Source organism: Solidesulfovibrio fructosivorans JJ] (assembly GCF_000179555.1).
GTDB lineage: Bacteria > Desulfobacterota > Desulfovibrionia > Desulfovibrionales > Desulfovibrionaceae > Solidesulfovibrio > Solidesulfovibrio fructosivorans.
Genome location: NZ_AECZ01000002.1, coordinates 143271 through 166233, shown reverse-complemented (window position 1 = coordinate 166233; position 22963 = coordinate 143271). Strand labels below are relative to the sequence as shown.

Here is a 22963-nt window from a genome sequence, read left to right as displayed (position 1 = left end):
GCCCCGTGCCGCCCCTGCTTCCCCGGCCCCTCCAGGACCTGAGCGACGCGGAACCGTCCTCCGCCGGCCCCGCGCCGAAGCAAAGCTCGCGGCACAACCCCTTTGCCGGAGTGCGCGTGCGGCTCGTGCTGCCAGGGAGGCGCCATGTCCTCTCTTGAGCGGTACATCCTGACCATGGAGGCCGTGGAGGAAGAAAACCTCACCGCTTCGGGCCTGGCCGCCTTCCAATGCAATGTTGCGGGCACCGGCACCTGCGGCGTGGTCACCGCCGCCGATGGCATCCCCCTGCCCCGGCCGGAAATCGCCGCCTCGGGCGACTGGCGGCCGGCCGCAAGCCTGTCCCTGACCGGACTGGCCGTTCTGGCGACCACCGACGGCTGGCGTCCGGCCTGGGGCGGGGGCAGCCTGCCGGTCCCGGGAATCACCGGACAGGCCAGTCTGGCCCGCAAGGCCCGGGCGACGCTCACCCCCCTGTTCGGCCTGGGGCTCGCCGGAGCCTGCGGGGAAGCCGCGCTGCCGGCCATGGCCGCCTACGGCCTGGACGCCACTTCCGCGCGCATGGCCTCCGGTGCGGCGACACTGCCGGCCCTCGCCGCCCACGCCTACCTGTGCGGCCTGGACAGCCCTGTGACCAGCCGGGCCGGGTCCGCCGCCGTGGTCGGCCTGCTCTGCCTTAACGATCCCGAACTGGCCACTGTGGCCGCATCGCTGGCGGATGCGTCGACGGGCTGGGACGTCCTGGCCGGAGCCATGCTCGCGGCCGTGGCCCGGCGCGTGGCCTACGTCGCGGACGGCGACGACGCGGATGTCTGGAACTGCGCCCTGGGCACCGCCTTCCGGGGCTGCGGCGACTGCGAGGACGGGGCCATCCTGTTGCATGCCCTGCTGCTCGCCGCCGGGGTGCCGGCCGACCGGCTGGTCACGGCTTTCGGCCGGGTGGGCATCGACCGCGAGGGGCACAGCTGGGTGGGCTACCGACGGGTTACCGACGGCCGCTGGGTGGCCCTCGACTGGACACGCGGCGCGTCCCAGGGCGCGGTCGCCGGCCTGCCCGTGCTCGGCGCGGCGGCCTACTACGCCGTGGTGGACTATGCCTTGACCGCCGGCTCCTTTTTCACGGTGCGCCAGGACGCGGCGGTCTTTTTCGCCCGGGCCACGGCCGACGCGGTGGCGCTTCCGGCCGCCGCCCTCGACGCTTCAGGCACCTTCGGCGGCAACGCCTCCCTGGAGGTTCCCTCCGGCCGGATGCGCTGCCGGGCAGGCGCGGGGGCGCGCGGTTCTGCCCGCATCCCGCATCCAACCGTATCCGGTTCGGCCGGGTCGGTTCAGGCCGGAGTGACGCTCCCGGCCGCCGCCCTGGGCGCGGCTTGCGGCGGCAAGGCCCGTCTTGCCCCGTCGCTTCCCGAAATTGCCGCCCAGGCGGGCGGCGGCGCTGCGGCGGCCATGCGCTTTGGCCGGGCGCGAAGCGCGGGTGCGGCCCGGACGGGCGTGCTGGTCGCGGGGCGCGTCGCAATGCCCCTGTGGCGCAACCTGGGCCATGGCGAGGCGGGACGCGTCGCAAGGGCGCTTTGCCTGCTTCCCCGGCCGCGCTGCGCCGCCGGCGGCACGCCCGGTTCCCTGGCCCCGGGAGGATTGTCCCTGCCCGTGCCGGAGGCTTTGGCCGAGGGCCGGGAAATCGCCATCGTACAGGCGATGCTCCAGGCGGCGGCCCTTGGCGCGCGCGGCCTGGCCAGGCCCGGCGACGCGATTCTGGAAAGCTGTCCCTGTGACGCCGCCGTCGGCGAGGAGTGGTGATGACGACCATCGGGTTTTCCCTGGAACTGGACAGCGGCGCGGTAACGAGCCTGGCCGGTCTGCCGGTCGTTGCCGCCTGCCGCCACGGCGAGGCGGTCGTTTTCTCCGATGGGACGCGCCTGTACCGCCTCGGCGGCGACACCGACGACGGCGCGCCCATTGCCGCGCGCCTGACCCTACCGGCGACCGACTGCGGCCAGCCCGGCCCCAAACGGTTGCTCGGCGTTGCCCTCGAAGGGCGTATCGACGGCGAAACCGCCGTTTCCGCCCAAAGTTCGGATGGTTCGGTCCTGGAAGGTACGGCCGGACCGGCCGGAAGCGAGGGGCTCCCGGGCCGCGCGGTGGCCCGGCTCGGCCGGGGGCGCGGCAACCACTGGCGGGTGGAGATCGCAAGCCGCGCCCGGGGCGCGTTCGATCTCGGGGCCGTCAGCCTCGTCGCCCTGCCCCTTGACCGGAGGCTGGCGTGAACCGGGACTTCCGCCCCACGCCGCGCCTGCGCTACGACGGTGACGCCGCAACCCTTGCCGGGCTGCGCGGCCAGGCCCTCCGGGAGCTTGCGATCATGGACCGGGAAAACGTGTTCGACCTGCCGGTCTGCTCCCGCGTCCTGCGACTCTCCGGCGGCGAAACCATCGTGTGCGCCCGCACCGGCAGCCTCGACCGGGTGGACATCGTGGCCCCGCGCCACGGAAGTTCCCGGGCAGGCGAACGTCCCCCGCTCCGGCCGCTCCCGGAGAGGGAAGGCGATTTTTTCGCCATCCCGGACTGCCTGGCCCGCTACGAGGGGATGACAAGCCTGCAAAATGCCGTCACCGACGGCGACCTGGCCGGCTGGTCCCTGGGGCTCGGCAACGACGTCACCGTCATCGCGCCCTCGCAAGCCGGGCTGGCCATGCCCGAAGGCCTGCCCCAGGCCGGCATCGCGCGCGATCCGGGCGTGTTCGCGCTCCCCGGCGGCGCGGCCTCGGGCCTGCTTTTCGGCCGGGCCCACATTCCCGACAACGCGCCTTTTTCCGTCAGCTGCCTGGTGCGCCTGCACGAGCCCCTGGAATACGACTACACCTACGACGCCATGGGCGTGCGCAATCCCTTCCGCGCCTATTTTCTGCAAAGCGGGGACGGCACGGACTTCACCTGGGACTGCCCGGGCGGCATCTCCCCGGTGCTGGGCTTTTGCTCGCCGCATCTCCACCCAGGCTGGACGGAAACCGTCACCTATCCCTGGCCGCCCTGGAATACGGACTTCACCACCCATATCGAGGAGCTTGCCGGGGCCAGACGCGTGGACACGGCCTGCCCGGACGCGCCGCTTCTAACCGGCGACGCCTACCGCGACGCGGCCGGCCACGCCTACCCGCATCCCCACGGCTTCATCCTCGGCCTCCAGGCGGCCGGGCTCTTTCTTTACAACGGCAACCGGCTGCTCGGAGCACGCCTGTCCAACTTCGAAAGCCAGTTCGGCTTCGCCCCGGCCCTGAGCGATCCCCTCACATACGGGCTGTGGCACCACGTGGCCATGACCCATGGCGCGGACGGCACGGTGCGCGTCTACGTGGCCCGGGAAGACGACGCCGCGGCCTCGGTCTGGACCGGAAACCAGCCCCTTTGCGCCATGGACGACGCCTGCGTCTACCAGGCCAGCGGCGTCAACGCCTGGACGCTCCATAACGGCCGCACCGGCGCGGCCATCGGGGCCTACCGCATGAATCCGGTCATGGACGTGGCCCTGCCCCGCTTTTTCCACTACGCCCTGTCCGCCGACCAGGCCTACCTGCTCCAGCTCGAAGGGCTCACCGGCCTGTTCGTGGCCGACGACCACGAGCTCGGCCAGGCGGCCGCCGCCGGGCTCACCCCGATCATCATCCCCAAGGAGGCGTCATGAGCGATTCCACCGGCGCGGCCGGCATCGTCCGCAACAAGTTCGACACGGCCCAGAACTACGCCAACGACGCCTGGCTTTCCGCCATCTCGTTTTTAAACCAGCTCGGCGGCGTAGCCAGACTCACCTACCCGTCCGTGGACCTGCCCGACCTGCCCGACGCGCCGGAATACGCCGGTCTGCCCGATGTTCCGAACCTCGAGGCCGTAACCCTCGGCGAGGTCGCCGCGCCGACAGCCCCGCAACTGGCCACCACCAGCCTCGACGGCATCGAAACGCCGGACTTCACCGTCGCCCCGCCGGAGATCAGCCTGCCGGACGATCCGGATCTGACCTGGCCCGAGGCCCCGGGCGACGCGCCGGGCGTGCCGGACATCGAATTCCCGGCCGATCCGGCCATCGTCCTGCCCGATCCGCCGGTCTTCGATGCCGTCACCATCCCCGAACTGCCCGGCCCCATCACCCCGACCTTCGAGGGGGAACGGCCGCCCATGCCCGAGCTTGTCGCGCCGGGAAACCTCTTCGTCCTGCCGGGAGAGGAGGCCTACGACTCGCCGGTGCGCGCGGCGATTGCGGGCAAGCTCGCCAAGGCCCTTGTCGACGGCGGCGCGGGCCAGGGGGCCGAGCTGGAGGAAAGACTCTGGAAACGGGCGCAAAAACGGGCCGAGGACGAGCTGGCCAAACGGCTCACCGAACTTGGCGATGCTTTCGCCGCCCGGGGGGCTTCGGCCTTAAGCGGTCCCATGGCCGAGCTCATGCGCCAGATCTACGCCGACCATGCCGACCGGCTGGCCGAGGAAAACCTCAATATCCTGTCCAAGCAGGCCGACCTGGCTGTGGCGGCGGACAGGGCCGCCGTGGAACAGGCGCTGGCCCTGGAGGCGCAAAACATCGAGCTGTTCAACCAGCGCGCCGCCCGCGCCTTCGACGGGGCCAAGGCGCTGGCCCAGTACGGCTACGAGGCCCTCAACGCCGAAGTGGCCATCCACAACGCCCAGCTCGCCCGCTACCAGGCCGACGCGGCGGTGTTCGAGGCCCGCATCCGGGCGGCGCTGTCCGACCTCGAGGCCTACAAGGTGCGCCTCGAAGGGGCGCGGCTTTCCGGCGAGGCCCAAAAGCGCGCCGCCGACCTGTATCTGGCCGAACTGTCCGGGGTCAGCGCCCTGGTCGGGCTCTACAAGGCCCGCATGGAGGGCGCGGCGGCCAAGTCGGCCCTCGGCCGCGACCGCTTAAACGCCTACGAGGCCCAAATCCAGGCCTACGTGGCGGGCGTCAACGCCAACACCTCCCGCTACAACGCCCAGGCCGCGGCCATGGCCGGCCAGGAGGCCAAGGCGCACATCTACGCCGAGCAAGTGCGGGCCTACGGCGAACGCGTGGCCGCGACCAAAACCGTGGCGGAAACGCGGCTGGCCGTTTTGTCCGAGGAAAACCGGGTCAGGCTCGAGGCCCACAAGGCCGACGTGTCCCGCTTCGAGGCCGAACTGGCCCAGGCCCGGGCAAGGGCCGAGGCGCTGCTGAGGGACAAGGAGCTGGCCCTTCGCGGCTACGAAGCGCGCCTTGCCGCGCGCCGGGCCGACGCCGACCTGCGCGCCAAGGACCATGCCGGCCAGATCGACGCCTATCTCAAGGCGGCCGAGGTCTCCATCAAGGAAGCGGACATGCTGCTGCAAAATTCCCTCGGCGAGCTGCGCCTGGAAGCGGAGAAGATCCGTTCCGGGGCCCAGGTCTCGGCCCAGATGGCGGCCAGCGCCCTAAGCTCCGTCAATGCCTCGGCCCAGATCGGCTACAGCGAGTCCATCGGCCAGCGCACGAACACCTCCACCACCGAGTCCACCCAGCGCTCCGTCAGCGAATCGACCACCAAGTCGAACGGCTTCCGGGAAAGCTACAACCACAACTACAACTACAAGGTCTAACCAAGGAGGAACAGTCATGGCCAATCTGATCTATCCGGCGTTCAAGCGGTCCCTGGGCGACGGCGTCTTCGCCCTGGCTTCCGACACCCTGCGTCTGGCCCTGCTCACCAGCGCCCATACGCCAAATGCCGGCCACACCGTCTATGCCGACCTGGCCGAACAGGAAGTCTCCGGCACGGGCTACACGAGCGGCGGCAAGGCCCTCGCCGGGGTGACCTGGACCCTTTCCGGCGACGCGGCCGTGCTCGACGCCGACGATCCGAGCTGGACCGAAGCCACGGTCACGGCCCGCTTTGCCGCCGTCTATGCCGACAAGACCGTGGGCGCGCTGACCGGTCCGCTGGTGTGCCTGCTCGACTTCGGCGAGGAAAAAGGCGTTACGGGCGGCACGTTCACGGTGCAATTCGACACCGGCGGCGTCGTGGTGATGCGCTAGGGCCCATCCATGGCGAGCTGCGTCTTTCATCCCGCGACCTCCACGGATACCGGCTATTGGTTTAATAACGGCGGCTGGTTTTCATCAACCGGCTACAACGGCCGGACAGCCGCCGCGGGCAACTACAGCGGCAACAGCGAAAGCGCCTGGGCACGGTTCCAAAATGTCGCCATTCCCCAGGGGGCGACGATCACGTCCGCGATCTTGCGGCTCACCTCCAACGGCAACCATACCTCGTCGCCGATAGCCTGGAGCGTTCGCGCCGAGCTGGCCGACTCCCCGTCCGCGCCGACATCCATTGCCGACGCCAACAGCCGCGCGAAATCCAGCGGCGTGGACTGGTTTCCCGGCGACTGGACGGCACAGGCGTACGATTCTCCGGATATCGCTTCCGCCATCCAGGAGGTCGTGGACCGGGCGGGGTGGGCGGCGGGAAACGCCCTGCAGATCTTTGTGCTGGATAGCGCAAGCTCTTCCGGCGCCGAACGCGTGTTTTACTGCTTTGGCAACGGCACGGGATATCCCGAGCTGCATGTCGCCTGGCAGGTCCCGACGACGCTTGTCGCGGTATCTTCCGCGCAAGGGTCTTTCGGGGCGAACGCGGCATCCGGAACCGGCGCGGCCAAGGCGGCCGTCCCGTCCACCGCGTTGGGCCCCACGGCCCGGGAGGCCAATGACGCGGCCAGGGTCGACGCCGGCGTGGCGGCCGAGACCTCATCGTTCGCCACGGGCGAACATGCGGGGGCGTCAGTGGCCATCGTGGCCCCGTACGCCGTCCAAACCCCGATCGTCACCCGGACAGCCGCCGCCACGCCGACAAGCGCGGCCGGGGCGCCGGCTTCCCTGCTGGGCCTGCTGGCGCGATCCCTGGCCGTGGAAGCCCCCGTACGCGAAGTCGCGCGCCTGACCTCGCCCATCACGACGACGGCGCGAAAGGCGTCGCCTTTTGCCGTCGCCATACGCCTGGCTTCCCCCATCGAAACGGAGCGAGCATAAGGAGGGATCATGGCCGATGCGATTTACCAGGGCGATGCGGGACTCCGGATCGTCCTTGACTGCGGGCGGGACATCACCGCCGCGACAGCCCCGGCCATCATGGTGCGCAAGCCGGACGGGTCCACGGCCAGGTGGCAGGCGGCGATCACGACGGAAGACGGCGAGACGCGCTTTTTGACCTATGTCGTCCGCGACGGAGACCTGGCGCAGTCCGGGGCCTACCGCCTGCAGGCGTCCCTGTCGCTTGGGGACTGGAGCGGACGGGGCAAAACCGCCTTGCTCGCCGTCCTGCCGCCGTTCGCGCACGCCGGGATGATGGCCCCGGGACAAACCTGACATCCGTTATAGCTTATCTGGACGCCTCGTGTCTTGAACAACCGTCCAAGATGCCCTATCCAGGGAGGATCGGGCCGGTTATCCGTCGCATGCCGGTCCTCCCTGGAGCCCCCATGGACAAGCCATGCATCCTGTTCGTGGATGATGATCAGGAGATTCTGGCCTCATACGCCCGCGCCTTTCGCAAGCAATATACGGTGGAAACGGCGGCGGGCCCGGAAATCGGGCTGACGCTGCTCGAAGAAGGCCTCGACGTGGCGGTGGTCGTCTCCGACCTGCGCATGCCCGGCATGGACGGCGTGGAATTTCTGGGCCGGGTGCGCGAACTGTGCCCCGATGCCGTTCGAGTGATCCTCACCGGCTTTGCCGACATTTCCGTGGCCATGGCCGCGGTCAACAAAAGCAAGGTCTTCAGCTTCCTGACCAAGCCCTGCCCCGAAGAAGAGCTGGAGGAGGCCCTGGGTGCGGCGTTGCGCCAGCACCAGCTTCTGGCCTCGGAAAAGGAGCTGTTGCGGGGCACGGTGCGCGGCACCATCAAGCTGCTCACCAACCTGCTCGAGATGGTCAACCCGGAAGCCTTCGGCAAGTCCTCCCGGGTCAAGCGCCTGGCCGTGGATCTGGCCGTGTACCTCGGCATGGAGGAAGCCTGGCGGTTGGAACTCGCCGCCATGCTGTCCCAGATCGGCTGCGCCGCCATGCCGGCCGACACCTTGCGCAAGGCCTACCGGGGCGACCCACTGCCCGGCGACAAGGCCTACGAATTCGCCATGCATCCCAAGATCGCGGCCGACCTCGTGTCCAACATCCCGCGCCTGCGCGAGGTGGCCGAAATCATCGCCTATCAGGAAAAGCGCTACGACGGCGGCGGCCTGCCCCCGGACGGCGTCAGCGGGGAACAGATCCCCTACGGCGCGCGCATCCTCAAGGTGGCCCTGGATTTCGACACCCTGGAAGCCATGTACCGGCACAAGCGCCGGGAAGCCGAGGGCGTGGCCCTGGCCATCGAGCGCATGCGCGACCGTCTCGGCTGGTACGACCCGGAAATCCTCGACGCCCTCGAAACCCTGGCCACCCTGCCGGACGGTTTCGAGCCCCGTCTCGCCGAGGCCGAGGAACTCGCCCCGGGCATGCTGCTCGACCAGGACGTGCTCGACCTCAAGGGGGAGCTGACCCTCGGCCGAGGGCTCGAACTCAATGCCGCGTCCATACGGCGGCTGGCCGACCTCGCCGCGAACCTGGGCAGGAAACCGCGCTGGCGGGTCCTGGTCCCGCCGGCCGAAAAACTGGCCTTCGCCAAGATCCTCGATGGGTAAGGACGCCGCCATGGAAGCCACGTCTTCGTCCCCCTCGCCGCAGGGACACCCCAAGGAGGAACTGTTCCGGGGAGTCTTTTCCACCCAGGAGCAGTCCGTCATCGGCTTCGGCTCCACCAAGCGCAAGGTGCAGCAGAACATCCACGTCTTTGCCGAGGAGCAAAAAGACGGCTCCTACCTCCTGCGCGTCCTCAACAAACATTTCATCCCGTCGGGCAAGTCGCGGGTCGTGACCAAGGAGGAGTTGCTCTCGAACTACCTGCCGGAGCCCGACCTGTACATGAACAAGGTCCTGCCCATGTTGCGCCAGGTGCGCGAAACCGTGGACGCGGCCGACGAGCACCGGGAGCAGGCCGAGTTCATGTCCGCGGAGTTCGAATACAAAAACGCCCTGCGCGTGGACGAGGAGCACATCCGGGCCACCTTCGGCCTGGGGCTCACCTATCTCGACCGGGGCGAGGTGGACAACGCCAACCTGGTGTGCCGTCGCATCATCACCCTGGAAGCGGCCTTCGGCGAGGAGCACAAGCATCTTTTCAACGAATTCGGCATCAAGATGCGCAAACACAAGATGTATGCCCAGGCCCTGCGGTATTATTTCAAGGCGTACCGCCTGACAAAACGGGACGAAAACCTGCTCTACAACATCGCCAGGACCTATTACGAAAAGGGCAAGTTCAAGCTGGCCCGGAAATTTCTGGAGATGGGCCTGGCCATAAATCCCGCTTTCGAGGAAGGACAAGGCCTTCTGCGCGCCGTCTCGAAGAAGGAAGCGGAAGAGAATATCCTCGGGAAACGCGGGCGCGACGACGAGTTCGCCGAGTGGTGACCGGCGGCGTCCGGTCGCATCGAAAGAGGATCGCCATGAATTTTCTTGGACGTTTTCTCGTGGAGCAAGGGGCCATCAGCGAAGAACAGCTTGCCGACGGCCTGCGCTTCCAGAAGGAACACAACCGGCGCATCGGCGAGATGGCCGTGGACAGGGGCGTGCTCAGCCCCGGCGAAGTGAACGGCATCTGCCGGCGGCAGCGGGCCGACCCCAGGCTTTTCGGCGACATCGCCGTGGAGGAACGCCGGCTTTCCCGAAAGGACCTCGACCAGCTGCTGTTTTTCCAGAAGGTCCACCACACCTATCTCGGCGAAGCCCTGCTCCTTCGCGGCCACATCGACCGGGAGCAGTACAAGCGGCTTTTGGGCCGCCACTTCGCGTTGCGCCAATCCGGCCAAGTCAGCCTGCGCTACATCCAGGACTTTTTCGCCGACAACAAGGCGGCCGAACTGCTGGTCATGGCGACGGAACGGGTCATGCGCCGGTTCGCCGGGCTTACGCTGGAGGTGGCGGCCCTCGGCCAACCCGAAGACATGGCGGTCTACCCGGAAACAGGTCGCATCACCGGCATTCTCTCCGGACGCCGACGGTTGTGCGCGGCCATCGGCCTAAGCGCCCCCCTCGCCGCCGGTCTTTGCCGGGAAGCCGGCGCAACGGCGGCCGAGAATCCCCTGGACGCGTTTTTTACGTGCGTCCTGGTTTTTTTCCAGGATATGCTGCGGGACGCCTCGCTGCTTTCCCACGAAATGCGCATGACCCGCGACGGCGCGTTTTTCCATCCCCGGGAGGAGTCGCTCGGCATCCGCTGCGACACGCCGGCCGGAAAGGCGGCTTTCGCCATCTGGATCGAGGAAACGCCCTCGTGAGCCGGTCCCGCCCGCAACGCCCCCAAAACGGGCCCGATCTCCGCGCCCCGTATTTCGAGGCCCTGCTCGACGCGCTGCCTGTGGGCCTGTGCTTTCTGGACACGGACCGCAAGGTGGTGGCCGCCAACGGAGCCCTGCGCCGTTTTTATCCCGGGGAGTTCGTCGTGGGCCGCCCCTGCCCGGCCGTGGGCGAGGCCTGCCGGCCTTGTCTGGCCGAGCAGGCGCTTGCCGCCGAAGAGCCGGTCAGCCGCGTGGCCGACGTCGTCGGGCCGGACGGCGCGACGCGCCAGGTGGAAAGCGTCTGCCATCCGTTGCGGGGACCGGACGGCCGCGTCTTCGGCCTGGCCGAAATCGTGCGCGACATCAGCCGGCGCGTCTCGGCCGAACGGGAGATGGCCATGGCCGGGCAGGACATCGAAATGCTGCTCGCCTCCATCCGCTCCATCCTGGTGAGCCTGGACGGCGAGGATCGCGTGCGCCGGTTCAACGCTGGCGCCGAAACCGCCTTCGGAATCGCGGCCGGCGAGGCGAAGGGAAAGGACTTCTTCGCCTTGCCCCTTGACTGGGAGGGGCAGGCGCTGCGCGAGGCCGTGGCCGCAAGCCGCGACAGGCTGTCCCCGGTGCGCGTGGACGAGGTGCGCTGCCGCATACCGGGGGGAGACGAACGCATGCTGGGACTCACGGTCAACCCCGTGCCGCCGGCCGCGTCCGGGTCCCGGCCCGGCGTGCTCCTCCTCGGCCAGGACCTGGCCGAAATCAAGGCCCGGGAGTTCAAGACGCTCCAGGAACGGCGCATGCAGGCCATCGGCTGCCTGGCCGCCGGCATCGCCCACGAGATCAACACCCCCGTCCAGTACGTGACCTACAACGTCGGCTTCCTCGAGGAATCCTTCACGGACATCCTGCGCGTGGCCGACGCCTGCCGGCGTCTGGCCGCGCTGGCCGCCGGAGCCGGCGGGGAGATCGCCGCCGTGGGCCAGGAGCTCGAAGCGCTGCTCGAGGACGCGGAACTCGACTATCTGCGCCAGGAGATCCCCGCCGCCATCGCCAATTCCCGCAAAGGCCTGCGCCAGGTGTCCGAGATCATCGCGGCCATGCGCCAGATGTCCCACCCGGGCACGGCGGAATCGCTTTTTTTCGACATCAACGCCGCCGTGCGCGACATCGTCACCATCACCCGCAACGCCTGGAAACACGTGGCGGAGGTGGAATTAAAACTCGCTGACGGGCTGCCTTTGGTGTACGGTCAACCCCACGAGGTGTCCCAGGTGTTGCTCAACGTGGTCATAAACGCCGCCCAGGCGGTGGAGGAGCGTGTGGGCCGGGAGCCCTGGCGACACGGCCGCATCGCCATCGCCACCAGCCTCGAGCCCCAGGGCGTGACCGTCGCCGTGGCGGACAACGGCGCCGGCATCGATCCGGCCGACGAGGGACGCATCTTCGACCCCTTTTTCACCAGCAAGCCCGCCGGCAAGGGCACGGGGCAGGGGCTGGCCATAAGCCAGGCCATCATGTCCCGCCACGGCGGCGGCATCGAGGTGGCGAACCGGCCGGGGGAAGGCGTCACGTTTTTCCTTCGGTTTCCGGCGGAAAACGGCGACGGGACCGCATAAAACCACTTCAATCCATCAGGCATGGGCGTCAGACAAAAAATACTGTTCGTCGACGACGACGCGGAACTCACCGCATCGCTGAAGCGCAAGCTGCGACGCAAATTCGCCATCGACGTGGCCGAGGGGCCGCTTCGCGCCCTGGAGGCCGTCACCGAGAACGGCCCCTACGCCGTGGTCGTGGCGGACCTGCGCATGCCCGGCATCGACGGCCTGGAACTGCTTGCCCGGCTCAAAAAGGCCTGTCCCGACACCATCCGCATCATGCTCACCGGATATGCCGGCCTGGAGGAAGCCATGCGCGCCGTCAACGTCGGCGGCGTGTTCCGCTTCCTGGCCAAGCCCTGCCCCGAGGAGGAACTGGAGGAAGCCCTGGCGGCGGGCGTGGCCCAGTATCTCCAGGTCACGGGTGAAAAGGAATTTCTCAAAGGGTCGCTTCGCGGCATCATCAAGGTGCTCACCGACCTGCTGGAGCTGCTCAATCCCGAGGCCACGGCCCGTTCGGCCCGGGTCAAGCGGCTGGTCACGGACATGGCCCGCTACTGCGACGCCCCGGATATCTGGCGCATCGAGCTGGCCGTCATCCTGTCCCAGCTCGGGGCCATGGTCATGCCCGAATCCATGTTCGCCACCCTGCGGGCGAAAGGGACCCTCAAGGGCGAGCGGGCCGCGCTTTTCGCCCGCCATCCGGCCATCGGCGCGGACATTCTGGACAATATCCCCAAACTCGGCGAAGTGGCCCACATCATTCGCCACCAGGAAACGCCTTTTGCCGGCGAGGGAACGGACGGCCCCTCGGGCAAGCAAATTCCCCTCGGCTCGCGCCTGCTCAAGGTGGCCCTGGACTACGACCGGTTGCTGACCTCGGGGGTCGGCCGCGACGAGGCCCTGGCCGTCATGGCCGAGCGCGAAGGGCTCTACGACCCCAAGGCGCTGGAACTGCTCGGCGTACTGGCCGGCTCGCGGGAAGGCTACAGCCGGGGCGAGGCCTCGGTCACGTCCCTGACGGCCGGCATGGTTCTGGAAGAGGACATCTGTCTCGGCACCGGCGAAAAGGCGGCCGTGGCCGGACAGGTGGTGGACCCGGGGCTGATCGAACGTCTGCATGACCTCGGCGCGTTTCGCAAACAAACCCTCAAGGTGCTTTCACCCACAACCGAAACCGCCGCCTCCGACATGACCGACCCGGAGCTGCTGGCGCTTCTGCGCCGGGTCAGGAACGCCCTGCCGGAGACATAGAAAAGGTTTTCCATGTCCAACAACATCATGCGCGTCAAAACGGACCAGGCGACCAGACGTTACGAGCGCATCGTCCTGGACTATTTCGCCGCGGGCGGCATGGCGGTCATCGCCACCGACGACGAGAGCTTCGCCCGCATGGTCAAGCTGACCCTGGCCGGCATCCGCGTGGACGTGCGGGCGACATGCCGCGATACCGCCGAATACGACGAGGCCGTGACCTTCGCCAACAAGGCCGTGACGCGCCTGCCCGTGCCGCTGCTGCTTTTTCTCGAACGGCGCATGCGCAAGACCACCTGCATCAAGACCATCAAGGTGCTCAAGAACTTCTATGCCGACCGGGTGCGGGTGATTGTGGCCAGCACCGAGATCTCCCGGGAGGAGATGGTGCTGACCCACGAGGTCGGGGCCGACAGCTTCATCACCAAGCCCATCTCGGCCAACGCCATCATCGAGAAGATCGCCTTCGCCATCCGTCCCAACAACCAGCTCGGCGTGCTCCTCGACCGGGCGGCGGAGCTGATCGAATCGGGCGATCTGGAACAGGCGCAACGCATCACGGCCAAGGCCATGGAGATCAAGCCCGACAGCCTCAAGTGCCACCTGCTTTTGGGGGATGTGGCGCGAAAGCGGGGGGAATACGAGGCCGCGGAAAAGCATTACCAGGCCGCCGCCCGGGTGGAGAAGCTCTTTATCGAGCCGCTCAAAAGGCTCGTCGAACTGTGCCGGGAATCCGGCGAGATGGACAAGCGGCTGGCCTACCTGACGCGCCTGGACAGCCTGTCGCCACTCAATTTCGAGCGCAAGGTGGAAATCGGCGAGACGTACCTGGCCAAAGGCGACACCGAGAAGGCCAAGGGCTGTTTCGAGGAGGCCCGGCGCGTGGTCACCCGGGTGGCCTCGGACATGGTCAGCGAGTCGCTGATGGAGATCGCCCGCAAGATCGGCGAAAAGGACCAGGAGATGGCGCTGCGCTTCGTCACGGAGGCCATCGAGGCCAAGGGCGAGGCGCTGTCCCAGGCCGATTTATGGATGTTCAACGATCGCGGCATATTGCTCCGCCGCCAGGGATTGTGGTCCCAGGCCGTGGAAAACTACGCCAAGGCCCTGAACATCGCCCCCGGGGACGCCGGCCTGCTCTACAACATGGGCGTCGCCCACGCCGACGGCAAGCAGCATGATATCGCGCTGGATTTTTTTGAAAAAGCCCTGGCGGCCGATCCGACACTCATGACCCAGGCGCCCTCGGTCGGCTACAACATCGCCACGGCCCACCACCGTTGCCGCAACCTGGCCAAAGCCCGCGACTGCCTGCGCGCCGCTTTGGAGCTCGACCCCGACTACGCCCCGGCCAAACGCCTGCTCGAGCACCTCGCCGGATAGCTTCGCCGCCTATGTCCGAACGCCTCTCCCTGTCCCGTCTCGGCGCGGCCTGCCTGCTGCTGGCCCTGGCCCTTTCGCCCGCAAGGCTTTGCGCCGCGCAGGAGACTCCCCGATCCGGCTCCTTCGGCTTCGACGTGTGCGGGGCGCTGACCACGGACCCCGGCCTTGCCGACGGTTGGCCCGCCGCCAAGGACGTGCGGCCGGGCGAAGCCGTCCTGAACACGGACAAGGGGCTCGGCTGCCGCTTCACCCCGGCCGGCGAGGCGGGCGGTGGGACGGTCCTCCTGGAAGCGCGGCTCACGCGGCCCACGGCGACGGGCGACGGCACGGCCGTGGACCGCTGGCGCGTATCGGCGCGAAAAGGGGAGCCGGCGGCCATCGTCTACGCATTTTATCCGCCGGGCCGGGCCATGCCCGGGCAATGGTCGCTTGCGGTCTACGACGGCGAAACGCGGCTTGCCGCCGCGTCCTTCACCGTGGTCGGGTCCGCGATCCGAAGTATCGTCACTCCTCCCGCAGCCGAGGAAGCCCTGCCCGGAGCGCCGGACGGAGCAGCTCCCAACGCGCGGCCGGCCGCGCCCACCGCCCCGGCCCCGGCCCCGGCCCCGACAAGCGAAGCCGCGCCAAAGCCGGCCCCCGAGGCCGCTTCGGAGACGCCCCAACCACAGTCCGCGCCAAAGGCCGCACCGTCCGAGGCCGCAAGCAAACCCGCCGCCACCGCGAAGGGACCCCCGGCCCAACCGGCCGCCGCCAAGCCGGCCGCCGCGCCGGCAACCGGATTTTACGCCTTGCAGACCGGGCTGTTCGCCGATGCCGCCAACGCCGACGCGCAAGCCGCCAGAATCCGCCGCCGGGGCATCCCGGCCTGCGTGGCTGTGGAAGGAAAGGGCAAGGACCGGCGCTACCGGGTGCTGGCCGGACGCTACGGCGACAAGCGGGCAGCCCTGGCCACGCGCGGCGAGGTGGGCCGGGCCTCCGGGGTGCGGCCGCTCATCTTCGCCGTGGGCGCGGCCCAGGCGGGCAAACTGCGCTGCCACTAACCCCGATCGGGGCACTCAAACCTTCTCCGCCTCCCCGTCGTCCTCGGGCGCGAACCGGGCGTCGGCCCGCGTCGAAGCCACGGCCCCGTCGCGGCCCTCCATCCAGCCGCAGCGTATCGCGCATCCCGGGGCGTCGAAGCCCGGCGCATAGGGCTTGATGTCGAGAAGCGGCGTGCCGTCGAGCACATCGACTCCCCGCACGGTCACCACATTGCCGGCAACCGATTCCACCGCCACCACCGAAAGCCCGATGGGGTTGGGGCGTCTTGGGGCGCGGGTGGCGAAAAGCCCGCGCGGCGTGTCGTCGAGATAGGGCACCACCCTCGGGTCGAACCCCCGCGAGGCGTGGAAGACGTAGATGAGATAGACGTGGGAAAACCCGGTCAGGTCGGCCAGGGCCGGGACCAGTTCGGGCAAAAGCTCCAGCCGGCCCAGGGCGTTTCGCGCCCCGCCGGGCTGGACCGGCATGCCGGCCAGACTGGAATAGGGACTGCGGATAACGCCGATGGGCGTAAAGGAATAAACCGTTTCCATGCCGGACCTCCGTATGTCCACGCCCCAGGCCGGATCAGCCGTCCTTGGCGAAAGCGTCGCTGGCCACGAAAACGCCGTAAGCAAGCACCATGGCGCACACGCCGAGAAGCGGCGCGTAATAGGCCGGGGCGGCCAGGGCGAACCGTATCAGCAGCGTGGACAGCGCGAAACCGGAATTGCGGAAAATCGATTCGAACGCCGGCAGATAGGTGTGGGACAACAGCACGATAAAGATGTCGCTGAAAATGAGGACCGTGTAAAAGATCAGGAAAAAGTCGTGATGCTGTCCGTAGACGACTTCCTGCCAGCCCACCCACAGGCCGAAGGACAAAAAGAAAACCAGCAGGCAAAAGGCCAGGAACTTCTTGTAGGCCACGAACGGGTAAAGCCACGGCCCCCTTGGCCCCTGGGTCCGGGCCCGATAGTGCCGGTAATAAAATCCCAATCCGATAAAGACGAGCAGCGCCCCGACGCCGTCGGCCAGCATGGGCAACAGCACATGGCCGAAATCCGCGCTGGCGATGGGTTCGTGCAGATGCACCAGCTCCTTGAAGGCGTCGCGCAGCAAGATGAGGCACAGCACCTCGAACTGCTTGCCCAGGGATTTGGTCACCGAACAGGGCAGCACGAAGATGAGGTCCATCACCTCCTGGACGAGCACCAGCGTGAAGGCCAGGTTGATGGCGTAGAAATGGGACGTCGGGGTGATGCGGGCCAGAAACGGCGGCAGAACTCCCCGCACGTTGAGCTCGATGCCGACAAGGCCGACGCAAAAGGCGAGCACCTGGCTTATGGCCACGGCCCGGCGTGTTTTAGGGTGTTCCCAGACGACGTGAATGGGGTCGAACAGATTGGTGGCGAATTCGTAGAACGTGATCATAGGCGCATCTTGCCAGCCTTATGCCAAAGGTCCGGCCAAAAGAAAAGATGTTCCGAGCGCGCGCCCTTGCCATCCGATAATTCTTCGTTCATAGAATATTTCATTCTGACACACCTTGTTTCGGTCGGTTCCTTTCCGACCCGGGGCACGACAACCCGCGAGAGCCTCTGGGAAGACGCCATGACAAGCATCAAGGACTGGTCCATCAGCCTCAAGATCGTCATTGTCAGCATCCTCATGCTCACGGCCCTCTCCGCGCTGTCCGTGGGCTTTTTCATTTACGAACTGGGCGCATACCGCGACGACAACGGCCGGGCCCTGCGGCGAAAGCTCTACGCCCAGGCCAAAGCGCGGGAGATGGAAACGGTCAAGCAAGTCTACGGAGTCATCAACTACTTTTACGACGTGTCCAAGGACGAAGAGGCGCTCAAAAAACGCGCCCACGACCGCCTGAAGGCCGTGGTCGACGCCGTGGTCAACCAGGCCGAGGCCTTTTACGCCGCCCACAAGGACACGATGCCCCGCGAGGAGCTGCTCGCCCGCATCAAGGAAATGGCCAGGGACGCCCGTTTCGACGGCGGCAACTACATCTGGATCAACGACCTGACTCCGCGCATGGTCATGCACCCCGTAAAGCCCGCCTTGGACGGCAAGGACCTTTCCGGCTTCCGCGACCCCAAGGGCGTGGCGCTTTTCAACGACATGGTCAAGGTGGCCAAGGCCTCCGGCGAGGGCATGGTGTCCTACATGTGGGACAAGCCCGACGCGCCGGGCGATCCCAAGCCCAAGGTCTCCTACGTGCGCCTTATGCCGCAACTTGGCTGGGTCTTCGGCTCCGGAGCCTGGATCGAGGACGCCACGGCCCGGCTTCGGGAAGAGGCCAAGGCGCAGGTGTCCAAGATGCGCCTGCCCGACGGCAACTACTTCTTCATCTACGACACGACCAGACCCGTTCCGCGCATGGTCATGCACCCCATCCGGCCCGATTTCGACGGCAAGGTCATGGACATGCCGGACCAGAACCGGGCGAGGAGCCTGCAATCCGGCGCCGACGGCGCGGTGGAGGATTTCCCGGCGAACACGAAGAACATCGCCCAGGCCATGCTCGAGGCCGTGGAAAAGACCGGCGACGGCTTCGTGACCTACGACTGGTCCAAGCCGTTGCCGGGCGGGGGCGCGACCAAGGAGCTCTACCCCAAACTCAGCTACGTCATGCTGTTTCGGCCCTGGAACTGGATCATCGGCATGGGCGACTATATCGACGGCATCGACCAGGCCGTGGCCGACGAATCGGCCCAGTTGGACAAGGCCGTGCACGCCATCGCGGTCAAGCTCGTCATCGCCTCCGTCGCCTTTCTCGTGCTGATGGCGGCGCTGACGTTTCTCATCATGCGCCGTCTGGTCAACCGGCCCATCCGGGCCATCGTGGATTACGCCGACCGGGTGGCCGGCGGCGAACTCGGCGCATCGGTGGGGGCGGAACTGACGGCGGAAATGGCCCAGCTCGCGTCCTCCATCCGGGCCATGGTGGCCAAGCTCAAGGAAGAGCTGGAATTCGCCCGGGGCATCCTCGACTCCATCACCATGCCCTGCGTGGTGGCCGGCCCGGACGGCACGGTGCTTCTGGTCAACCGCTGGCTGGCCCATTTCCTGGGCGAGAAAAAGGAGCCGGAGCACTACACCGGCCGCAACCTGCGCGACGTTTTCGCCGCGCACCCCCCGGTGTCGAAGACGCTAAGTGAGGTGCTCGGCCACCGGGAGATCATGACCAACGTGGAGTACGACGGGACCTACGCCTGGGGCGAGCGGTTCTTCGTCAAGATCGACGCCGCGCCGATAAGCGGGGAGGACGGACGCATGCTCGGCGTGTTCGCCATGCTGGCCACCCTGACCCGGGTCAAACTCCAGCAGGAAGCCCTGGTCGAACAAAACAGCCTCATCGCCCAGGCCGCCGGCACGGCCGAGGGCATTGCCACCCGGCTTTCGGACAACGCCAAATCCCTGGCCGAGCTGATCGACCGCACGAGCGACGGCGTGTCCAACCAGCGACGGCGCACCGAGGAAACGGCCACGGCCATGGAAGAAATGAACGCCACCGTGCTGGAGGTCGCCCAGAACGCCGGGGCCGCTGCGGGCAGCGCCGAGGATGCCAAGTCACAGGCGCGGCAGGGCTCGGACATGGTGCGCGAGGTGATGCGGGCCATCGAGGACGTCAAGACCATGGCCGAGAAACTGCGCGCCGACATGGGCGAACTCGGCCAGCGCGCCGAAGGCATCGGCAAGGTGCTGGACGTCATCTCCGACATCGCCGACCAGACGAACCTGCTGGCCTTAAACGCCGCCATCGAGGCGGCCCGGGCCGGCGATGCCGGACGGGGCTTCGCGGTCGTGGCCGACGAGGTCAGAAAGCTCGCCGAAAAGACCATGGCCGCCACCCGGGAGGTGGGCCAGGCCATCGATGCCGTGCAGCAAGGCGCGCGGCGCGGCAACGAGGAAACGATCAAGGCGGCGGAGGCCGTCGCCCGCAGCACCCGGATCGCCGAAAAGGCCGGCACGGCCCTCGACGCCATCGTGGGCATGGTCGAGAGCACGGCCGACCAGATCCGGACCATCGCCACGGCCGCCGAACAGCAGTCGGCCACGGCCCACCAGATCAGCCGGGCCACGGAGGAAGTCAGCCGCGTGGCCTTGGACATCCGCGAGGGCATGGAGGCTTCGGTCACGGCGGTGCGCGGCCTCAACGAGGAAGCCGCGGAATTGAACGAACTGATAGCCCGGATGCAATCCACGGACTCCGGCGATGCGGGCCCCGGGCAACTGCCGGCCTAGACGCGGCGCGGCGTAAGAGGAGCGAACCATCGTGGCACGGATTCTTGTCGTCGACGATGCGGCGATCACGCGCACCATGCTGCGCGACATTCTGGAAAAGGCCGGGCACACGGTCGCGGAAGCCGCCGACGGCGACGCCGCCGTGGCCGCCTTCCGGGAAAGCCCGGCCGACATGGCCTTTGTGGACATCTTCATGCCCGGCAAGGAAGGACTGGCCACCATCAAGGAATTGCTGGAGATGCGTCCGGGACTGCCGATCGTGGCCATGAGCGCCGGCAGCACCTTCACCGATACCGAAACGCTGGGCTGGGCCAGAAGCTACGGCGCGAAATGCGCCCTGGCCAAACCGCTGCAGGCCAAAACGGTGCTCGAGGCCGTGGCCCAGGCCCTTGTCGGCTAAAGCCCATGCGCAAGAAGCGGGCGCGGCGCGCGAACGACGCGCCCCAAACGATCGCCGGCCGCGCCGTCCTATGACGACGCCGGCTTGAGGCCCTTGGCGGCAAAGCCCTCAAGGGCCCGGCCAAACGCCGCGGCCAAGGGGTCGTACAAGCCCGGCAGCGCGTCCGTGAGCCCCTGGCGGGCGGCCATCTCCAGCATCCTGGCCCGGGCCGAGGCCGGGCTTGCCCCGACCACGGCGGCATTGCCCTTGAGGGTATGGGCGACGAGGACCGTGGCTTCCGTATCGCTCTCGACCAAGGCGACGCGCAGCCGTTCCAGATCCCTTGGCGTATCCCGTAAAAAGACTGTCACCAGGCGCTCATAGAGGTCCTTGTCGCCGCCGAGATTCTCCAGCGCCTCGGCGCGGCCGGCATCGAACGGGACGTCCTCCGCGCCGCCGGGCGGCGTTGCCCCGGCTTTGGCCGCGGGAGCGGCCGGCGGCGACGCGCGGCCGCCTTTTCCCGTCGTCATCCGGGCCATGGCCGCAAGCAGCTTGTCCAGGTTGACGGGCTTGGACAGGTAATCCGTGGCTCCGGCCGCCAGGATGCGTTCCCGGTCCTTGGTGGCCCCATGGGCGGTCAGGGCCAGGATGGGCAGATTCGGGTCGCAGCCCTCCACCCGCCCGTCCCGGATGGCCCGGGTGGCGGCCAGGCCGTCCATGACCGGCATGCGGATGTCCATGAGCACGAGATCGAAGCGGCCCATGGCCAGAGCGTCCAGGGCGGCCCGGCCGTTGACCACCCGCGTGATCCGGTGTCCCCGGGGGACGAGGAAGGTCAGGAGCATTTCCGCGGAAAGCTCCGAATCCTCGGCCAGCAGGATATCCAGGGGCGGCAAGGGCGGCCCGGCCGTTGCGCCCGCGCCCGGCGCGGCCCCAAGCTCCGCCGGAGCGGTTTGCCCCGGTTGCGGCAGGGCGAAGCGGGCGGTGAAGGAAAACTCGCTGCCTTCGCCGGGGCGGCTGGCGACGCGGATACGTCCGCCGAGCAGGCCGACCAGACGGCGACAGATGGCCAGCCCAAGTCCCGTACCGCCATATTGCCGGGTGATGGATTCGTCGGCCTGGCGAAAGCTCTGAAAAATGGCCTTTCTCTTTTCCGGATCGATGCCCACTCCCGTGTCGCGCACGGAAAAAAGCAGGGTAACCACTTCCGGCTCGGGACAGCCGCCCTCCTTGTCACCGTCGCCCCGGCGCACGAACACGTCGATACGCCCCGCAGGCGTGAATTTGAGGGCATTGCCGATCAGATTGGCCAGCACCTGTCCGAGCCGGCCGGGATCGCCGACAAGGGTCTCCGGCACGTCCGAGGCGACATGGCCCTCGAGGGCGAGCCCCTGGCGCGCGGCCAGCACCGCATGGCCGGACAAGGCGGCGTCGAGGACCCGGCTCGGGGAAAAGGGGATGGATTCGAGATCGAGCCGGCCGGCCTCGATCCGGGACAGGTCGAGCAGGTCGCCGAGGAGCGCGCGCAGGGACGCGCCGGCCTCGCGGATCATTTCGAGCGCCCGCACGTGGTCCACCTGCCCCTGGCTGTCCGGCCGCAAGGCCAGATCGGCCATGCCCAGGATGACGTTCAGGGGCGTCCTGATCTCGTGGCTCATGTTGGCCAGAAAGATGGACTTGGCCTTGGACGCCTGGCTCGCCTTCTTGCGGGCGGCGGTGAGTTTCCGGGCGGTGCGCTCGTGTTCCTCGATCTCGCGGGTCAGCCGTTCGTTGGCGGTTTCCAGGGTGCGGTTGGCCTCGCGCAGGCTGGCGGTACGGCTGGCGATGCGGGATTCCTGGTCGCGGATAAGCTCGGCCAAGGCGAGCTGGGCCTGACGTTGGGGGGTGATGTCGGACAGCAGACTCAACGATGCCGGCGCGTCTTCCCATTCGATGCGGGCCGAAACCGCCTGGACCCACCGGGCTTCGCCGCGCCGCGTCAGGATGCGGAAAACCTGGCCCGGCGGGGCGGGCTGGCCGGCCAGGCGCCGCTTGTGGTTCGTCAGCACGCCGTCGCGGTCTTCCTCGTGGAGAAACGTGGTAAACGGCCTGGCGAGCAAGGTGGCCGCGTCGTAGCCCGTGAGGCGTTCCATGAAGGGATTGACGTAGGCCAGCTTTCCGTTCACCGCGATGGTCACGCCTTCCATGACGTTTTCGACGATGGTCGAAAACTGTCGCTGGCAGCGGGCGAGCTGGCCCCGCAGCGCCGCGAGCTCTGAAGCGTCCCGAATCCAATCCAGAAAAAACAGGCTGCCGTCGGCGGCGGTCAGCCGGATGCGCCGGATGTGGTAGAGACGTCCGCCGTCGGCCCATTCCCGGTCGCCCCCGTCCTGGGCGGACGGTCCGGGCAGGGGACAGGAATGGCCGCACACATTGCCGAAAAGGCGCACCGCCCCGGCATTGGCATGCCGGACCCGGCCTTCGGCGTCCACAAGCAGGGCCGCCTCGGGCAGGGCATCGCAAAATTGTCGAAAATGCCGCGTATCGCCGGGGCCGGGAGCGTCCATGAAAGCCCTCCAGTGTCGCCAACATGCGCACCGTCCAGCTTTGCTGTCAAGATGGCTGCGTCTCCATGCGGCATTGCCGCGCGCGAAAGCGGGGAGCCCCACCCGCGCCTTCCGCCTTTCCCGGCGCGTCGAGCAGTCCTCCCATGGCGGGCCGG

Annotated in this window: 19 protein-coding genes; 16 read left to right on the top strand and 3 right to left on the bottom strand. The window is 67.9% G+C overall.

The genetic code is table 11. The features are described 5' to 3' along the window. Positions 1–144: 144 nt before the first annotated feature. From DESFRDRAFT_RS22630 to DESFRDRAFT_RS02135, 14 genes are all read left to right on the top strand, one after another. A complete protein-coding gene (locus DESFRDRAFT_RS22630; protein WP_005990686.1) occupies positions 145–1794 on the top strand; it encodes a transglutaminase domain-containing protein in 1650 nt (549 codons plus the stop codon). Next, entirely contained in the window at positions 1794–2261 is a 468-nt protein-coding gene (locus DESFRDRAFT_RS02195) for a hypothetical protein (RefSeq protein ID WP_005990685.1), read from the top strand. The genes DESFRDRAFT_RS22630 and DESFRDRAFT_RS02195 overlap by 1 nt, the downstream gene beginning before the upstream one ends. Further along, positions 2258–3676: a hypothetical protein gene (locus DESFRDRAFT_RS02190; protein ID WP_005990683.1), complete on the top strand. Its 1419-nt coding sequence runs from the start codon at positions 2258–2260 to the stop codon at positions 3674–3676. The genes DESFRDRAFT_RS02195 and DESFRDRAFT_RS02190 overlap by 4 nt, the downstream gene beginning before the upstream one ends. Continuing rightward, positions 3673–5592, top strand: a complete 1920-nt coding sequence (locus DESFRDRAFT_RS02185; protein ID WP_005990681.1) for a coiled-coil domain-containing protein — start codon at positions 3673–3675, stop codon at positions 5590–5592. The genes DESFRDRAFT_RS02190 and DESFRDRAFT_RS02185 overlap by 4 nt, the downstream gene beginning before the upstream one ends. A gap of 16 nt (positions 5593–5608) precedes the next feature. Continuing rightward, the gene (locus DESFRDRAFT_RS02180) at positions 5609–6028 is read left to right on the top strand and encodes a hypothetical protein (protein ID WP_005990679.1); all 420 of its coding nucleotides are present in this window, start codon (positions 5609–5611) and stop codon (positions 6026–6028) included. A 9-nt stretch (positions 6029–6037) separates the two neighbouring features. Continuing rightward, positions 6038–7024, top strand: a complete 987-nt coding sequence (locus DESFRDRAFT_RS02175; protein WP_005990677.1) for a hypothetical protein — start codon at positions 6038–6040, stop codon at positions 7022–7024. Positions 7025–7033: 9 nt separating this feature from the next. Beyond that, positions 7034–7360: a hypothetical protein gene (locus tag DESFRDRAFT_RS02170; protein ID WP_005990675.1), complete on the top strand. Its 327-nt coding sequence runs from the start codon at positions 7034–7036 to the stop codon at positions 7358–7360. A gap of 113 nt (positions 7361–7473) precedes the next feature. Beyond that, positions 7474–8673, top strand: a complete 1200-nt coding sequence (locus DESFRDRAFT_RS02165; RefSeq protein WP_005990673.1) for an HD domain-containing phosphohydrolase — start codon at positions 7474–7476, stop codon at positions 8671–8673. 10 nt (positions 8674–8683) lie between these two features. Continuing rightward, complete coding sequence (locus tag DESFRDRAFT_RS02160) at positions 8684–9502, top strand: tetratricopeptide repeat protein (RefSeq protein WP_005990670.1); 819 nt, start codon at positions 8684–8686, stop codon at positions 9500–9502. Positions 9503–9537: 35 nt separating this feature from the next. Next, on the top strand, positions 9538–10368 hold the full coding sequence (locus tag DESFRDRAFT_RS02155; protein WP_005990668.1) for a hypothetical protein: 831 nt from the start codon (positions 9538–9540) through the stop codon (positions 10366–10368). Next, positions 10365–11981: a PAS domain-containing protein gene (locus DESFRDRAFT_RS02150; RefSeq protein WP_005990666.1), complete on the top strand. Its 1617-nt coding sequence runs from the start codon at positions 10365–10367 to the stop codon at positions 11979–11981. The genes DESFRDRAFT_RS02155 and DESFRDRAFT_RS02150 overlap by 4 nt, the downstream gene beginning before the upstream one ends. A gap of 21 nt (positions 11982–12002) precedes the next feature. Beyond that, the gene (locus DESFRDRAFT_RS02145) at positions 12003–13217 is read left to right on the top strand and encodes an HD domain-containing phosphohydrolase (protein ID WP_005990664.1); all 1215 of its coding nucleotides are present in this window, start codon (positions 12003–12005) and stop codon (positions 13215–13217) included. 12 nt (positions 13218–13229) lie between these two features. Continuing rightward, entirely contained in the window at positions 13230–14600 is a 1371-nt protein-coding gene (locus tag DESFRDRAFT_RS02140) for a tetratricopeptide repeat protein (protein WP_005990662.1), read from the top strand. 11 nt (positions 14601–14611) lie between these two features. Further along, on the top strand, positions 14612–15640 hold the full coding sequence (locus DESFRDRAFT_RS02135; protein WP_005990660.1) for an SPOR domain-containing protein: 1029 nt from the start codon (positions 14612–14614) through the stop codon (positions 15638–15640). A gap of 15 nt (positions 15641–15655) precedes the next feature. Here DESFRDRAFT_RS02135 and tsaA read toward each other — a convergent pair whose 3' ends face one another. Both tsaA and DESFRDRAFT_RS02125 read right to left on the bottom strand, forming a co-directional pair. Continuing rightward, the gene (tsaA, locus tag DESFRDRAFT_RS02130) at positions 15656–16174 is read right to left on the bottom strand and encodes a tRNA (N6-threonylcarbamoyladenosine(37)-N6)-methyltransferase TrmO (RefSeq protein WP_005990658.1); all 519 of its coding nucleotides are present in this window, start codon (positions 16172–16174) and stop codon (positions 15656–15658) included. A 34-nt stretch (positions 16175–16208) separates the two neighbouring features. After that, positions 16209–17054 (bottom strand): hypothetical protein, encoded by an 846-nt coding sequence (locus DESFRDRAFT_RS02125; RefSeq protein WP_005990656.1) that lies wholly within the window; start codon positions 17052–17054, stop codon positions 16209–16211. Positions 17055–17234: 180 nt separating this feature from the next. Here DESFRDRAFT_RS02125 and DESFRDRAFT_RS02120 point away from each other — a divergent pair, with 180 nt between their 5' ends. Then, positions 17235–19883, top strand: a complete 2649-nt coding sequence (locus DESFRDRAFT_RS02120; protein WP_005990654.1) for a cache domain-containing protein — start codon at positions 17235–17237, stop codon at positions 19881–19883. Positions 19884–19914: 31 nt separating this feature from the next. Further along, complete coding sequence (locus DESFRDRAFT_RS02115) at positions 19915–20283, top strand: response regulator (protein WP_005990652.1); 369 nt, start codon at positions 19915–19917, stop codon at positions 20281–20283. 68 nt (positions 20284–20351) lie between these two features. Here the strand turns inward: DESFRDRAFT_RS02115 and DESFRDRAFT_RS02110 are convergent, their stop codons facing one another. Next, positions 20352–22808 carry a PAS domain-containing hybrid sensor histidine kinase/response regulator gene (locus DESFRDRAFT_RS02110; RefSeq protein WP_005990650.1) on the bottom strand — a complete coding sequence of 819 codons (2457 nt, stop codon included), beginning with the start codon at positions 22806–22808 and terminating at the stop codon, positions 20352–20354. Positions 22809–22963: the final 155 nt, after the last annotated feature.

Coding starts and splice junctions, on each gene's coding strand:
- DESFRDRAFT_RS02125 (WP_005990656.1), bottom strand. CDS start 17,054: ATGATCACGTTCTACGAATTCGCCACCAATCTGTTCGACCCCATTCAC.
- DESFRDRAFT_RS02135 (WP_005990660.1), top strand. CDS start 14,612: ATGTCCGAACGCCTCTCCCTGTCCCGTCTCGGCGCGGCCTGCCTGCTG.
- DESFRDRAFT_RS02170 (WP_005990675.1), top strand. CDS start 7,034: ATGGCCGATGCGATTTACCAGGGCGATGCGGGACTCCGGATCGTCCTT.
- DESFRDRAFT_RS02140 (WP_005990662.1), top strand. CDS start 13,230: ATGTCCAACAACATCATGCGCGTCAAAACGGACCAGGCGACCAGACGT.
- DESFRDRAFT_RS02185 (WP_005990681.1), top strand. CDS start 3,673: ATGAGCGATTCCACCGGCGCGGCCGGCATCGTCCGCAACAAGTTCGAC.
- DESFRDRAFT_RS02160 (WP_005990670.1), top strand. CDS start 8,684: ATGGAAGCCACGTCTTCGTCCCCCTCGCCGCAGGGACACCCCAAGGAG.
- DESFRDRAFT_RS22630 (WP_005990686.1), top strand. CDS start 145: ATGTCCTCTCTTGAGCGGTACATCCTGACCATGGAGGCCGTGGAGGAA.
- DESFRDRAFT_RS02180 (WP_005990679.1), top strand. CDS start 5,609: ATGGCCAATCTGATCTATCCGGCGTTCAAGCGGTCCCTGGGCGACGGC.
- DESFRDRAFT_RS02165 (WP_005990673.1), top strand. CDS start 7,474: ATGGACAAGCCATGCATCCTGTTCGTGGATGATGATCAGGAGATTCTG.
- DESFRDRAFT_RS02120 (WP_005990654.1), top strand. CDS start 17,235: ATGACAAGCATCAAGGACTGGTCCATCAGCCTCAAGATCGTCATTGTC.
- DESFRDRAFT_RS02110 (WP_005990650.1), bottom strand. CDS start 22,808: ATGGACGCTCCCGGCCCCGGCGATACGCGGCATTTTCGACAATTTTGC.
- DESFRDRAFT_RS02145 (WP_005990664.1), top strand. CDS start 12,003: ATGGGCGTCAGACAAAAAATACTGTTCGTCGACGACGACGCGGAACTC.
- tsaA (WP_005990658.1), bottom strand. CDS start 16,174: ATGGAAACGGTTTATTCCTTTACGCCCATCGGCGTTATCCGCAGTCCC.
- DESFRDRAFT_RS02155 (WP_005990668.1), top strand. CDS start 9,538: ATGAATTTTCTTGGACGTTTTCTCGTGGAGCAAGGGGCCATCAGCGAA.
- DESFRDRAFT_RS02195 (WP_005990685.1), top strand. CDS start 1,794: ATGACGACCATCGGGTTTTCCCTGGAACTGGACAGCGGCGCGGTAACG.
- DESFRDRAFT_RS02175 (WP_005990677.1), top strand. CDS start 6,038: ATGGCGAGCTGCGTCTTTCATCCCGCGACCTCCACGGATACCGGCTAT.